This window comes from Acidovorax sp. JHL-9 (assembly GCF_000426205.1).
Taxonomy (GTDB): Bacteria; Pseudomonadota; Gammaproteobacteria; order Burkholderiales; family Burkholderiaceae_C; genus Acidovorax; species Acidovorax soli.
In genome coordinates, this window is the sequence record NZ_KE384507.1 from 1 (window position 1) to 14,325 (window position 14,325).

Below are 14,325 nucleotides of genomic sequence, written 5' to 3' on the forward strand. Positions count from 1 at the left end.
CTGGATCTCTAACGCCACTTCGTCGCCGGGCTTCATGCCGTAGAAGAAGGTCGGCGTGGGCAGCACCGAGACATCACCATGCTGCTGCAGGTGGCGGTGGAAATCGGCCGCCACCTTGGGGTACATCAGCGCGCTGGCCAGTTGCCGGTCGTCCATCTCATCTCTGGCCATGCCACCTGCGTGCGAAGCCTGGGTGCGTGCGGCCTCCAGATCCACGGGCGGCAGGTGGTCGCCGGGGCGGTAGGCAACGCGCGGTTCGGATTTCAGCACCTTGCGCGACAAGTCCCGCGGGAAGCCATCGGGCGGGAAGCCCAGCTCGCCCTTGAACAGTGAGACCACCGATTCGGGGAAAGCCACCTCGTGCGCCGGGTCGGCCACCTGGGCCGGCGTGAGATCGTTGGCCACCATCATCAGGGCCATATCACCCACCACTTTGGAGGTGGGCGTGACCTTGACGATATCGCCGAACAGGCGGTTGACGTCGGCATAGGCCTGCGAGACCTCGGTCCAGCGGTGCTCCAGCCCCATGGCGCGCGCCTGCTCGCGCAGGTTGGTGTACTGGCCACCGGGCATCTCGTGGCGGTAGACGTCGGCCGTGCCGGAGCGGATGTCGCTCTCGAACGGCGCGTAGAAACGCCGTACACCTTCAAAGTAGGTGGAAGCCGCATGCAGTGCGTGCTGCGACAGGCCAGGATCCCGGTCGGTGCCCGCCAGCGCAGCAGCCATAGCCGATAGGTTGGGCTGGGCCGTGAGGCCGCTCATGGCGTCGAGCGCACCGTCCACCGCGTCGCAGCCCGCCTCCACGGCCGCCAGCACCGAGGCGGCGGCGATGCCGCTGGTGTCGTGGGTGTGGAAGTGCACCGGCAGGCCGGTTTCCTCCTTCAACGCCCTGACCAAGGTACCGGCAGCGCGCGGCCGGCAGATACCCGCCATGTCCTTGATGGCCAGGATATGCACGCCGGCCTGCTGTAGTTCCTTGGCGATGCCGACGTAGTAATTGAGGTCGTACTTGCTGCGGCCGGCGTCGAACAGGTCACCGGTGTAGCAGATAGCCCCCTCGCACAGCGCACCGGCTTCCAGCACGGCGTCAATAGACACGCGCATGTTGCGCACCCAGTTCAGCGCATCGAACACGCGGAACAGGTCCACGCCGGCCGCGGCTGCCTGTTTGACGAAGAACTGCACTACGTTGTCGGCATAGCTGGTGTAGCCCACGCCGTTGGCGCCGCGCAGCAGCATCTGGAACAGGATGTTGGGCACGCGCTCGCGCAGTTGGGCCAAGCGCTGCCAGGGGTCTTCCTTGAGGAAGCGCATGGCCACGTCGAAGGTGGCACCGCCCCAGCACTCCATGGAGAACAGCTGCGGCAGCTCGCGTGCATAGAACGGCGCGATGGGCAGCATGTCGGCCGTGCGCATGCGGGTGGCGAACAGCGACTGGTGCGCGTCACGCAGCGTGGTGTCGGTCATCAGGACCGGCTTACTGTCCAGCATCCACTGGGCAAACTTCTTCGGCCCCAGTTCCTTGAGCCGGTCACGGGTGCCGGGCAGGATGGGCGTGCTCAAGTCCACGCGGGACAGCACGGGCTTAGGGAATGGCAAGTCGGGCATCTTGCGGCCCGCCATCTCGGGGTTGCCATTGACAGTGACGCCGGCCATGAAGCCCAACAGCTTGCTACCGCGGTCGCGTCGCTTGGCAAACTCCAGCAGCTCGGACGTGGTGTCAATAAAGCGCGTAGTCACGGCACCGGACGCAAAGTCCGGGTGGTTGATCACGTTCTCCAGGAACTGCAGGTTCGAGGCCACACCGCGGATGCGGAACTCGCGCAGTGCGCGATCCATGCGCTGCACCGATTCCTTGGCCGTGGGTGCCCAGGCCGTGACCTTGACCAGCAGCGAGTCGTAGTACGGCGTGATGACGGCACCGCTGTAGGCCGTCCCGGCATCGAGCCGGATGCCGAAGCCCGAGGCGCTGCGAAAGACCGAGAGCCGCCCATAGTCGGGCAGAAATCCGTTCTCCGGGTCTTCGGTCGTGATGCGGCATTGCACCGCTGTGCCGTTGAAGCGGATCAGCTCCTGCGCCGGCACGCCGCTGGCGGGAACGCCGTCTTCGTTGTCCTCGGTGACACCAATCCGCCCGCCCTCGCTGATGCGTAACTGGGCTTTGACGATGTCCACGCCGGTGATGAGTTCGGTGACAGTGTGTTCGACCTGGATGCGCGGGTTGACCTCGATGAAGTAGAACTGGCCGCTGTCGGCGTCCATTAGGAACTCCACCGTGCCGGCATGGGTGTAGTTCACCGCAGCCATCAGCTTAATGGCGCTGTCGCACAGGGCCTGGCGCTGGGCATCATCGAGGTAAGGCGCGGGGGCGCGCTCCACCACCTTCTGGTTGCGGCGCTGCACGGTGCAGTCGCGCTCGAACAGGTGGACCACGTTGCCGTGGCGGTCGCCGAGGATCTGCACCTCGACGTGGCGGGCGCGCTGCACCAGCTTCTCGAAATAGACCTCGTCGTTGCCGAAAGCGGCCAGGGCCTCGCGCCGAGCGGCCGCCAGTGCATCGGGCAGTTCCGTTTCGCTGCGGATGACACGCATGCCGCGCCCTCCCCCGCCCCAGCTGGCCTTGAGCATGACGGGGTAGCCGATGCCGGCGGCCAGCTTCTTGCACTCTTCCAGGTCCAGCGGCAGCGGCGGTGTGGCCGGCATCACCGGCACGCCCGCCGCCACGGCGGCGTTGCGCGCAGCGACCTTGTTGCCCAAGGTGCGCATCACCTCGGGGCGCGGGCCGACCCATTCGATGCCGGCGGCGATCACCGCCTCGGCGAACTCAGGGTTCTCGGACAGGAAGCCATAGCCGGGGTGGATGGCATCGACCTGGGCGGCGCGGGCAATGCGCAGGATGTCGGCGATGTCCAGGTAGGCCTGCAGGGGCTTCTTGCCCTCGCCCACGAGGTAGCTTTCATCGGCCTTGAAGCGGTGCAGCGCCAGCCGGTCCTCGCGCGAGTAGATCGCCACGGTGCGGATGTCCATCTCCGAGGCGGCGCGCATCACGCGGATGGCGATCTCGGAACGGTTGGCGATCAGGACGGACTTGATCTTCCGGGAAGAGTGGGTATGGGGTCGTGACATCGGTATCTCGGTGATCAATGTGGCCTAATAGAAGGTGGCAACGCAGCGGCAGTACGTCAGCCGCTAGCGCAAGACACCGTTTTCGTCTCGTTTGAGATCGTGATCGGCAGTCGGAAGAGGGGAAGCGCCTTCCGGGGGCGACTGAAATAGACCTTCGCAGCAGTCGAACTCAACCCTTTTGATTTCCAAGTGCCAATAGACGCTGCGCATGCAGCACAACAGGCATGTCGACCATGCGGCCGTCCAGACTTACGACGCCGCCGGCAGCGGCTTGCGCTGCGTCAAGCACTCGCGTTGCCCAAGCCAACTCATCAGGGGTCGGCCCCAGCGCCTGCTGAACGATGGATACCTGCGAAGGGTGAATGCAGAGCTTGCCGCCGAAGCCGCCACGCCGGGCGCGGCGCGTATCGGTTTCCATGCGCGCTGTGTCTTTCCATTCCACAGTGACGCCATCGATGGGCAGCGCCAGATTGGCGCGCCGGCTGGCCATCACCAGGGCCAGACGCACCGAAGTCAGCTCCGACTCGTCGGGATCACAGGACAACCCCAGATCGACCTGGAAATCGAGATGCCCGAAGGCAAGGCGAAGCACTCGGGGGGCATTCGCGATTGCATCGACGGCATCCAAGCCCTTGACCGACTCGATCAGCGGAATCAGGACGCCGTTGCTCCCCACTGCCTCGGCCATGGGGGCCAGATCCGCTGCGTTCTCCGCTTTCGGGAAAACCACACCGCCCAGGCCCTGCGACGACAACTGCGCCACAAGCGCCCGATCCGCTTCGTGCCACTGCGTGGTGAAGGAGTTGACCCGAACCAGGATGCGGCTTCTGTCCTCGGCGGCGAGCCCGGCGAAGCCTTCGGCCAGGGTCGTCCTCGCCTGCACCTTGCTGTCAGGTGCGACGGCATCTTCGAGGTCGATGATCACCGCGCCCGGGCCGGCAGCGAGTGCACGGGCATATCGCTCGGGGCGATCAGCCGGAACGAATAGAAACGTGCGCGCCAGCGCCAACGGGGCTTGCAGATTCGCAGTCATCAGATGGCTCCCGATTCACGCATAGCCGCAATGTCTGCATCGCCCTTGCCCAGCGCGCGAAGAATGGGTTCGGTGTGCTCGCCAACGGCAGGAATTGCATCCATCCGGTACTCGAAGGCGCTGTGCCGGCCCGGTGGCAGCAGCGCTGGAATCTCGCCGGCCGGTGACGCGACCTGGCGCCAGCGCTTGCGTACCTGGAGTTGTTCGTGGTTCCACAAGCCAGCCATGTCGTTCATGCGTGCGTTGGCGATCTGCGCCGCATCGAGACGCTCCAGCACTTGCTGCGTGCTGAGCGAACGGAAGACCTCCACGATGATTTCGCGCAGCGCTTCGCGGTTTTCATTGCGGTGCGCATTGCTGTCAAACCGGGGCGTCGTGGCGAGCATCGGCATTTCCAGCACGCGCTCGCAGAACACGCGCCATTCGCGCTCATTCTGCAAACCCAGCATCACCGTACCGCCATCGCCCGCAGGGAACGGCCCATAGGGGTAGATCGTGGCGTGCGAGGCAGCGCTACGCACTGGCTGCGCGGCGCCCTGGAAGGCGTAGTACATCGGGAAGCCCATCCACTCGCCCAGGGCTTCCAGCATCGAGACGTCGATGTGCGAGCCCTTGCCCGTCTTGTCCCGCTGCATGAGCGCTGCCAGCACCGAGGTGTAGGCGTACATGCCAGCGGCAATGTCCGCGATCGAGACGCCGGACTTGCAGGGTTCGTCCGGTGTTCCAGTGATCGACAGGAAACCTGCCTCGCTCTGGATCAGCAGGTCATACGCCTTCTTGTCGCGGTATGGCCCATCCTCGCCGTAGCCTGAAATGTCGCAAACGATGAGGGAGGGATGCTTTGCTTGCAGCGCTTCAGCGCCCAGGCCCATGCGCGCGGCAGCGCCCGGTGCGAGGTTCTGCACCAGTACATCGGCACCGGCGATCAGTTCCATCAGGACAGCCTGGGCCGCGGGCTGCTTGAGATCCAGGGTCAGACTCTCCTTGGAACGATTGACCCACACGAAGTGCGAAGCCTCTCCGTTGACACGCTGGTCGTAGGCGCGGGCGAAATCTCCCGCGCCGGGCCGCTCGATCTTGATGACGCGCGCCCCGAGATCCGCAAGTTGGCGGGTACAGAACGGAGCCGCGATAGCGTGCTCCAGGGAAATGACGGTGATCCCGTCCAGAGGTCTTGTCATGGTGATGCCTTGCAAGTTCAAAGTTGGGTTGACGGTTACGCGATCGACGCTACTTGGCCTCCGCACGAATGAGATCAATGACGCTGCCGTCGCGGTACTCAACCACGCCGACGATGCGCGACTCGCCGCGGCGAACTTCGCGGGGCTGGTGGTATGCGCCTGCGATGGTGCGAAGCTCTTCGATGGACTTCACCGGCAGGCCTGCGGCGACCAGATCCCGCGACAACTGCTCGCGGCGTGGATTGACCGCAATGCCTCCCTCGGTGACAACCACGTCCACGGTTTCCCCGGGGGTCGTGACACAGTTCACCCGCTGCACGATTTTGGGTCCGGCCGAAGACGCCAGGCGCGTGGTCACGATGGCCAGCTTGGAGCCTGCGGCCGTATCGGCATGCCCGCCGGACCCACCCAGAATTCGGCCGGACGACCCTGTGGTCACGTTGACGTTGAAATCGACGTCCACTTCCGCCGCTCCGAGAATCATCGCGTCCAGCCGGTTCACCACGGCCCCCCGGTTCGCCGGACTGGCGTAGAGCGATGCCGACATGGCCTGGTGTCGAGGATTGGTCTGGTACGAATGGACAGACACTAGATCGAAGCACTGCACGTCGAACAGAGTTCGGAACAGCCCTTCCTCCAGCATCTTGCAGAGGTAGCCCGTGATACCGCCGGCAGCAAAGCTGCCCCTGACACCTCGTGCCCGCATTAGGTCTCGCAACTCCTGGGCCACAGCGAGCGAAATGCCACCCGCACCGGTCTGAAACGAGAAGCCATCTACCAGCAGACCCGAGGCACCGATCACCTGGGCCGCCAAGCGTGCGATCTCCAGGCCCACCGGATCACTCGTCGGGCGCGTCGTACCGGACAGAATGCCTTTCGGATCACCGATCGAATCCACCCGGACGACGAAATCCACCTTGTCCTGGGCGATGTCGATGGGACAGGCCGGATAGGGCACCAGGTGATCGGTCACGGCAACGACGCGCGCCGCGTAGCGGGCGTCGACCATGGCATAGCCCAGAGGGCCACAGGCCGCGGGCCCCTGGGCGCCATTGATGTTGCCGTAGTCGTCGGCCGTGGGCGCGGCGATGAAGGCGACGTCGATCTTCAGTTCGCCCGTCTCGATTGCGCGGGCGCGTCCGCCGTGGGTCTGCATCACCACAGGTGCTTGCAGAACGCCGTCGGATACGGCATCGGCGACCGGTCCCGACATATAGGCGGTCACGATGCGCGTGACCACGCCGCTGCGCATGTGTTCAACCAGCGGCGCATGGACCGGAAACAGCGAACTGGCGGCAACGGTCAGCCCCTTGAGCCCGCGCGCCGCGCAGGCCTCCATCACCTGGTTGAGCACCTGATCGCCATTGCGCAGGTGGTGGTGGAAAGACAGAGTGGCACCATCGCGTACCGCGCACGCCAGCAGCGCCACATCGATCGATGCCAGGCACTTGGAGCGGCCCGGACTCGCCGCCTCGGTACCTTCTCCGGCAAGCCGGGCCTCTGGCCACAGGACTGCACCGCAGTACGGGCGCACCGCGCCATACCCGTCAAGAACGGCCGGTAGCGGGTGGTCCCGATCCATGGCATTACTCCAGTTGATTTTATCGGCCAGCACGACGACCGTTACGCCGCAGCAATATTGATGGCCACCACTTCAATTCAAATTGAAAAATGGATGACATTATTTTCAAATAACGCGGCGATCACAAATCACCATAGCATTTCATGCACCGTCTCATCGAGGGTCTGCAATAGACGCCACTGAATGATGACATTGCATGCGTCCCAGGGGGAATCTGAAATATCTAATGGCGGGGTTCGAAAATTTCGAAGGTGTCGCGCGCTAGAGAAAATACAGGAGTATTCATGCAGCCAAATTAATTAGGGTTTATACCGACTTCGATTTTTTGAATACCCTGCGTTGACGAGATTCGGCTTCCCCGTCAACGCCCAACTGCACAACAATTGCCCTCTGTTCTGCAGCCATGTTCTCACGGCATGGTTGAGTCACGAATACAACAGGCCGACTGGAGACAGCCATGAATACCGCCGCATTGAACGCAGCATCAACAGACTTTGAACGGCTCACTTACGCCAAGGTCGCGCTGCGCATCATCCCCTTCATGTTTTTCTGCTACGTTCTGGCGTACCTGGATCGCGTGAACGTCAGTTTCGCAAAACTGCAGATGCTCAACGATTTGCAGCTCAGCGAAGCGGTTTACGGCCTGGGCGCAGGTATATTTTTTATCGGTTATTTCCTCTTTGAAGTCCCCAGCAATCTGTTTTTGCATCGTTTTGGCGCGCGCCGCTGGATTGCACGCATCATGATTACCTGGGGCCTGGTATCGGCGGCCATGATGTTCGTCACCACCCCGACCATGTTTTATGTCCTTCGGTTTCTGCTTGGTATCGCCGAGGCCGGATTCTTTCCCGGGATCATTCTTTATCTGACTTACTGGTTTCCGTCGGATCGCCGCGGTCGAATGACGGCCATGTTCATGACAGCCATTCCCATTTCCGGGGTATTGGGCAGTCCGCTCTCGGGGTGGATCATGGAGACTTTTGCCGGATTGAATGGCTGGGCCGGCTGGCAATGGCTGTTCCTGCTCGAAGGCGTGCCTACGGCACTGGTCGGTCTGGTGGTGTTGTTTTATCTGGACGACGACATTGCCAAGGCGAAGTGGCTGACGGCCGACGAAAAGTCGCTCCTCAGCGCCAATATCGCAAAAGACCAGCAATCCGCTTCGTCGCATTCGTTCCGCGGCGCGTTGGGCGACATCCGGGTCTGGGTGCTCAGCGCCGTGTACTTCGGCGTGGTCATGGGGCTGTACGGCATCGGATTCTGGCTGCCTTCCCTGATCAAGGCAACCGGCGTACAGCATGCAACACACATTGGCCTGCTCACCGCCATTCCGTACGCGGCGGCCACGGTTTGCATGATTTTTGTCAGCCGCAGTGCCGACCGGTACCGCGAGCGGCGAATCCACTTTGCCATTCCCTGCCTGTTGGGAGCGGTTGGCCTGGTTCTCAGCACGATTTACGCCGACAACACCACACTGGCACTGGTGGCCCTGTCGGTCGCCTGCGCGGGCATCATGGGCGGACTGCCGGTGTTCTGGAGTTGCCCGACCGCCTTCCTCGGGGGCGCCGCTGCCGCGGGCGGCATTGCATTGATCAATTCGCTGGGCAACCTGGCGGGATTCGTTAGCCCCTATATGGTCGGATTCGTCAAGGACATGACGCAAAGCACGGCCAGCGGCATGTATGTGCTAGCGGCCTGCCTGGTGCTTAGCGCCATTCTGATCATGGCGTTCGTGCCGGCACGCACGGTGAATCGTTGAACTATCCCCTATACAGGAGACATTGAGATGAATATCGGCATGATCGGCATTGGCCTGATGGGCCACGGAATCGCCACCAACCTGCAAAAGCACGGTCATCAGCTCACCTTGCTCAGACATTCTGGCAATCAACCCGTCGATGGACTGGTGGCGGCCGGGGCTGGGCAGGCGGACACGCCCGCCGAGGTGGCGCGCCGCTCGCAGATGGTGCTGCTGTGCGTCACCGGCACACCGCAGGTGGAGGCCGTGCTCCACGGTCCAGACGGCGTACTCTCTGGCCTGGCCACGGGCAGCGTGGTCATCGACTGCTCTACCGCGATTCCTTCGTCCACCGAGAAAGTCGCCCAGGCCGTTGCCGAGCGTGGCGGACGCTTTCTCGATTCGCCCATGACCCGCACGCCGAAGGAAGCCGCCGAGGGCAGGCTCAACCTGCTCGTCGGTGGTGATACTGGCTTGTTCCAGGAATGCCTGCCGGTGCTGCGCTGCTTTGCGGAAAACGTGACGCTTGTGGGCGGCACGGGCGCCGGCCACCGGATGAAGCTGCTGCACAACTACGTTTCGCTGGGCTCCATCGCGCTGATCGCCGAAGCCGCGGCGGCGGCGCTCAATGCAGACATCGACCCCGCCGTGTTCGTCGAAGTGCTCGCAAAGGGCGGCGGCGCCGGCTCCGCGCTCGAACGCCTGCGGCCCTACCTGACGCAGCACGACCCGTCCGCGCTGCGTTTTGCCATGAGCAACGCGCTCAAGGATATCGGCTACTTCACCACCATGGCCAAGGACAGCGGATCGACGCATGGCATTGCCAACGCCGTCCAGCAGACTTTTGCCGAAGCGGTCGAGCGCTCCGGTCCCGACCGCTTCGTTCCCGAACTCGTCGATGTGCTGCGCCCGCGCCCGCACTGAATGCCCACAAGCTGCACTCACTGAGAAAACCCATGCCGTCCAAGCCCACGACACCTGTTACCCGATCCATCAACCCGGCCACCGGCCACACGGTGGGCGAATACCCCTTCGACACACCCGAGCAACTGGAGGCCGCACTGGCGCTGGCCCACGATGGTTATTCGGCTTGGTCGGCAACCCCCGTCGAGCAGCGGCTGGACGCCATCCGGCAACTGGGCGCACTGCTGCGCCGCGACAAGGACAGCCTGGCACTGCTGGCGACGCGCGAGATGGGCAAGCCGATCACGCAGGCGCGCGCCGAAGTCGAGAAATGCGCCGTGCTGTGCGACTGGTATGCCGATCACGGCGGCCCCATCCTGGCGCCCAAACCCACCCCCATCGGCGCCGACGCCACGGTGATCCACCAACCGATGGGCGTGATCCTGGCCGTGATGCCCTGGAACTTCCCCTACTGGCAAATCGTTCGCGGCGCTATCCCCATCCTGCTGGGTGGGAACGCCTACTTTCTCAAGCACGCCCCGAACGTGATGGGATGCGCCGGGAAGACGCAGGCGCTGTTCGAGGAAGCGGGTTTTCCGGCCGGTGCGTTCCTGTCGGTCAACCTCGACAACGCCCAGGTGTCGCGCGTCATCACCGACCCGAGCATCGCCGGCGTCGCGGTGACGGGCAGCGTGCGCGCCGGCGGGGCCATTGCCCAGCAGGCCGGCGCCGCACTGAAGAAGACGGTGCTGGAGCTGGGCGGCTCCGACCCCTTCATCGTGCTGGCGGATGCGGATCTGGACGCCGCCGTCGAGGCCGCGGTGGTCGGGCGCTTTCAGAACAGCGGCCAGATCTGCGTTGCGGCCAAGCGCATCATCCTGGAGCGGCCCATTGCGCAGGAATTCACCGAGCGCTTCGTGCGTGCCGTGCGCGCGCTGAAGATGGGCGACCCGGAGCGGGACGACGTCTACATCGGCCCCATGGCACGCGCCGACCTGCGCGACGAGCTGCACCAGCAGGTGCAGGAAAGCGTGCGCCTTGGCGCCGAGGTCCTGCTGGGCGGCCAGGTTCCGGACCATGCCGGCAGCTACTACGAGCCCACCGTGCTGGGCGCCGTCGCGCCCGGCATGCCGGCGTTCGACCAGGAAACCTTTGGCCCGGTGGCGGCGCTGTGCATCGCCGATGACGTCGAACACGCCATCCGCCTGGCCAACCAGAGCGAGTACGGCTTGAGCGGCTCCGTCTGGACCCGCAACCGCGAACTGGGCAACCGCATCGCGGCCCGCGTCGAAACGGGCGGGTTCTTCATCAACAGCTATCCGGTATCAGATCCGCGCATTCCCATCGGCGGCATCAAGAAAAGCGGCTATGGCCGCGAGCTGTCGGACCTGGGCGTGTACGAGTTTATGAACACCCGAGCCGTCTGGTTCAATCGCAAGTAATCGGATGCCGTGGCAAGAAAACGGTGCCAGCGCTTGCCCGGCAAATCGCGTCCTTCGTCGCTACGCACCACTCCCACCACACCTGAAAGGAACCATCCATGACTCCCAATGCCGTCAAGCGCCTGGGCCAGGTCGTCAAGAGGGTCGACATGTCCTATGACGATTTCGTCAACCACTGGCTCAACGTGCACGCACCGCTGTGCAAGAAGCTTCCCAACCTGCTGCGCTACTCGGTCAACCTGGTGGACCGGCAGCGCTTTCCGGAATTCGGCTACCACGGATTTTCAGAACTCTGGTATGAATCCGAGGAAGTGATGAACGCATCCTTCGCTAGTCCGGAGGGCAAGATACTGCTCGCCGATCTACCCAACTTCACGCAATCGATCTACCCCATCATCAGCCACGAATATCAGCAAATCTGGCCCTAGCCCATAGGGTTGGGCCCTACAATTGGCAAGAGGCATGATGTCGCGTACTGCTCCGTCAACCACTCTCGTTTTGCCTGCGATTAGGATCACACGCTTCTCATGAAGTGGCTTTTGCACTGACTATCGTCATTTCCATCCTCTCGTCGAGCGTGAGCGTTGAGTTGAGCGTCGGGAGCATTGGCTTCTCACGCATACTTACGATGTTTGGATGGATCTTACATTGACCTATCCAGATCTGCACAGGAGGTCTAATGCTCCCGGACATGGACTCTCTGGCTTTGTTTGTTAGAGCTGCGGAACTTCATAGCCTTACAAAAGCCGCAGAAGTTTCCCATATCGGACTGGCCGCAGCTAGTCGTCGAATTTCGCTCCTTGAGCATCGCTTCAAAGCTCCGTTGTTTGAACGCTCTCCCAAAGGAGTAGAACTAACCCCTGCTGGCCAAGCGCTGCTTGCACATGCAAAGACACTGCTAATGCACGTCAATCACATGCAAGCCGATATGGGCGATCATGCCAGTGGTCGCCAAGGTTCGTTGCGAATCTTCGCCAATACTTCGGCGATGACAGCTTATTTGCCCTCCGATCTCGCGGAATTTTCTGCGATGCATCCAGGAATCAGACTGACCATCCGCGAGATGTGGAGCCAAAGTATCGTCAATTCTGTTCTCGCGGGCGATGCAGACATAGGGATTGTGTTGGATGGAGTGGCTACTGACAGCCTTAGCTTCTACCCCTACCGCATTGACAGGCTCGCCGTAGTTGTGCCACCAAGTCATCCACTCGCGGCTTCTGAATCTATCCGGTTCACAGACGTGATGGATTATGACGTAGCCGCATTGGAAGGCGACTCTTCTATGATGAAGTTAGTCGCATCACAGGCAGTGGTTTATGAAAAAACTTTACGGCTACGTGCTCAAGTGCGTAGCTTTGAGGCAGTGTGCCGTATGGTTCAAGCTGGCTTGGGTGTCGGCCTCCTGCCACGGCAAGCTGCGGATGCGCTGGCGCCCGGAATGGATTTGAGAGTTTATTCGTTGGAGGAGTCTTGGGCTGAGCGTAGCATGCTTGTTTGCGTACGCCCGGAGCGAATCACTCAGCAGGCAATAGCTGCACTAATGGAGCATCTGATTTCAGTTGAACAATAGATTAACTGAAAATTAGCAAATTCAGCGGCCATTACGGCATCTATCTGATGCTGCCTTCCCCGTGCGCTCGAGCGTGGCCAATAGCGCCATCCTCAAGAGCGACCTGGCTTTGTTGTGCCAGGGCAAGAGCGAATTTGACGCCATCGAGGCCTACCGGGGCGATGCTTTTTTACCCGAGCCCTGACCTTGGATGCCGTGCCATCGAGCCCCACGCTGCGCCAGCGCATGAATGCCCAGGCGAGCAGCTGGTTCGTGAGCGTCCGGCGACCCCGCATTGCCCCCCGCACTGGCATTCAGAACGATACCCGCCTGTCGTGACCGGTTGGCGCCTGCGTGGCTCGACGCGAGCCGCTCACAATAACGCTCATGGCGTCATCTCCTCAAGATTTTTTAAAATCAAAGCGAATGAATCGTCGTCACGACAGGCCTGCCTTGCAGCTTTTTTAAACCTCGACTGAGGTTCAGCGAAAACTCCCAGATTCATACCCCTGTAAACAAGGAGGGGGTTAAATCGACCACGCTCACTGAAGCGATCCAGCCAATTTGCGTAGAAATTCCTCACAAGCGTCCAATTGCGAAGTTTCAATGAACTCATCTGGCTTATGAGCTTGCTCAATAGAACCTGGGCCGCAAACCACTGCTGGAAATCCAGCATTTTGAAATTGCCCGCCTTCTGTTCCGTAGGAAACCTTGGCAATTGCGCTGTCGTTGGTGAGTGCTCGAACCAGTTTGGTAATGATCTCTTGCTCAGAAGCTTCCAACGCAGGACCTGCCGCCCCAGCTTCAATCTCTATGCGAGCATCTGCATAGTCTTGGCGCATTTTTGGCAACAATTCATCATGAATATAGGATTCAATTTTGGCATGGATTCCATCCGGAGACATTCCGGGCAAATTGCGAAACTCGTACACAAATTCGCACAACTCGGGGATGGTGTTCGCCGCAATACCACCTGAAATTTTATTAGTGGTCATGGTAGTAAAGGGAACGTCGTAAAATTTGTCATATGGACCATCGGCCTTGAATTGATCGGCCAAATCCCGTATACGGCAAATCAGGCGCGCGGCATATTCGATGGAATTGCAACCATGCGGAGTGAGCGAAGAGTGAGCGGCCTTTCCATGCACGCGACAATGGTAAAAATTAATTCCCTTGTGCGCCACAATCACTCGCATCCCAGTAGGCTCGCCAATCACACAGCCATCGGCATGAACGCCTCGCTGCTTGAGTGCTGCGAGCATGAATGGGGCCCCAATGCAACCAAGCTCCTCATCGTATGAAAATGCCAAGTGCAGGGGTTTCTTGCGTTTCAACGCTAAGAATTCTGGTACCAGGGTCAGCGATGCCGCGATAAATCCCTTCATATCCGCAGTTCCACGCCCGTAGAGCTTGCCCCCCCTTTCAGTAAGCACAAATGGATCCGAGCTCCAATTTTGCCCATCTACCGGCACCACGTCGCTATGCCCCGAAAGGATAATTCCACCTTGCATAGTTCCATCATGTGCGGGAAGCGTCGCAAACAAATTGGCTTTGTTACCGTCTGGCGAATAAATCAACTCGGGCTTGAGTCCCTGTGCCATCAGCGCATCGCGGATCGTTTCGATCATCGCGAGATTGGAGTTACGGCTCGTAGTATCAAAAGACACCAGTTTTTCCAGCCAGCTGCGCGTATTCAACCTGCCCATAACAGTCTCCAATTATTGATGATTGGCGTGCTCTTCGCACGCTCCACACGAATTCTACAAGTGAG

11 protein-coding genes are annotated in these 14,325 nt (G+C 61.3%); 6 read left to right on the forward strand and 5 right to left on the reverse strand.

Annotated features, from left to right (window positions below):
• The 4 genes from K225_RS0119160 to citF form a co-directional block, all read right to left on the reverse strand.
• Positions 1–3,126: pyruvate carboxylase (locus tag K225_RS0119160; protein ID WP_026437820.1), on the reverse strand; the 3,126-nt coding region annotated here is incomplete at its 3' end.
• A gap of 169 nt (positions 3,127–3,295) precedes the next feature.
• Positions 3,296–4,159 carry a CoA ester lyase gene (locus K225_RS0119165; RefSeq protein ID WP_026437821.1) on the reverse strand — a complete coding sequence of 288 codons (864 nt, stop codon included), beginning with the start codon at positions 4,157–4,159 and terminating at the stop codon, positions 3,296–3,298.
• Positions 4,159–5,340: a CaiB/BaiF CoA-transferase family protein gene (locus K225_RS0119170; RefSeq protein WP_026437822.1), complete on the reverse strand. Its 1,182-nt coding sequence runs from the start codon at positions 5,338–5,340 to the stop codon at positions 4,159–4,161. Before K225_RS0119170 ends, K225_RS0119165 begins: the two co-directional genes overlap by 1 nt.
• A gap of 49 nt (positions 5,341–5,389) precedes the next feature.
• Positions 5,390–6,922 carry a citrate lyase subunit alpha gene (gene citF, locus K225_RS0119175; protein WP_026437823.1) on the reverse strand — a complete coding sequence of 511 codons (1,533 nt, stop codon included), beginning with the start codon at positions 6,920–6,922 and terminating at the stop codon, positions 5,390–5,392.
• A gap of 457 nt (positions 6,923–7,379) precedes the next feature.
• Here citF and K225_RS0119180 point away from each other — a divergent pair, with 457 nt between their 5' ends.
• The 6 genes from K225_RS0119180 to K225_RS22735 all read left to right on the forward strand — a co-directional run bounded on the left by K225_RS0119180 (position 7,380) and on the right by K225_RS22735 (position 12,759).
• Positions 7,380–8,681, forward strand: coding sequence for an MFS transporter (locus K225_RS0119180; RefSeq protein ID WP_026437824.1), 1,302 nt, complete (start codon positions 7,380–7,382; stop codon positions 8,679–8,681).
• A 27-nt stretch (positions 8,682–8,708) separates the two neighbouring features.
• Positions 8,709–9,584, forward strand: a complete 876-nt coding sequence (locus K225_RS0119185) for an NAD(P)-dependent oxidoreductase (RefSeq protein WP_026437825.1) — start codon at positions 8,709–8,711, stop codon at positions 9,582–9,584.
• A 32-nt stretch (positions 9,585–9,616) separates the two neighbouring features.
• Positions 9,617–11,005: an NAD-dependent succinate-semialdehyde dehydrogenase gene (locus tag K225_RS0119190; RefSeq protein WP_026437826.1), complete on the forward strand. Its 1,389-nt coding sequence runs from the start codon at positions 9,617–9,619 to the stop codon at positions 11,003–11,005.
• 98 nt (positions 11,006–11,103) lie between these two features.
• Entirely contained in the window at positions 11,104–11,433 is a 330-nt protein-coding gene (locus K225_RS0119195; RefSeq protein WP_026437827.1) for an EthD family reductase, read from the forward strand.
• Between the two features lie 251 nt (positions 11,434–11,684).
• Entirely contained in the window at positions 11,685–12,575 is an 891-nt protein-coding gene (locus K225_RS0119200) for a LysR family transcriptional regulator (RefSeq protein WP_026437828.1), read from the forward strand.
• Positions 12,576–12,636: 61 nt separating this feature from the next.
• Complete coding sequence (locus tag K225_RS22735; RefSeq protein ID WP_255346487.1) at positions 12,637–12,759, forward strand: hypothetical protein; 123 nt, start codon at positions 12,637–12,639, stop codon at positions 12,757–12,759.
• 337 nt (positions 12,760–13,096) lie between these two features.
• On the opposite strand, the gene argE is transcribed toward K225_RS22735, so the two are convergent.
• Positions 13,097–14,251: an acetylornithine deacetylase gene (gene argE, locus K225_RS22025; protein ID WP_081679754.1), complete on the reverse strand. Its 1,155-nt coding sequence runs from the start codon at positions 14,249–14,251 to the stop codon at positions 13,097–13,099.
• Between the last annotated feature and the right edge of the window lie 74 nt (positions 14,252–14,325).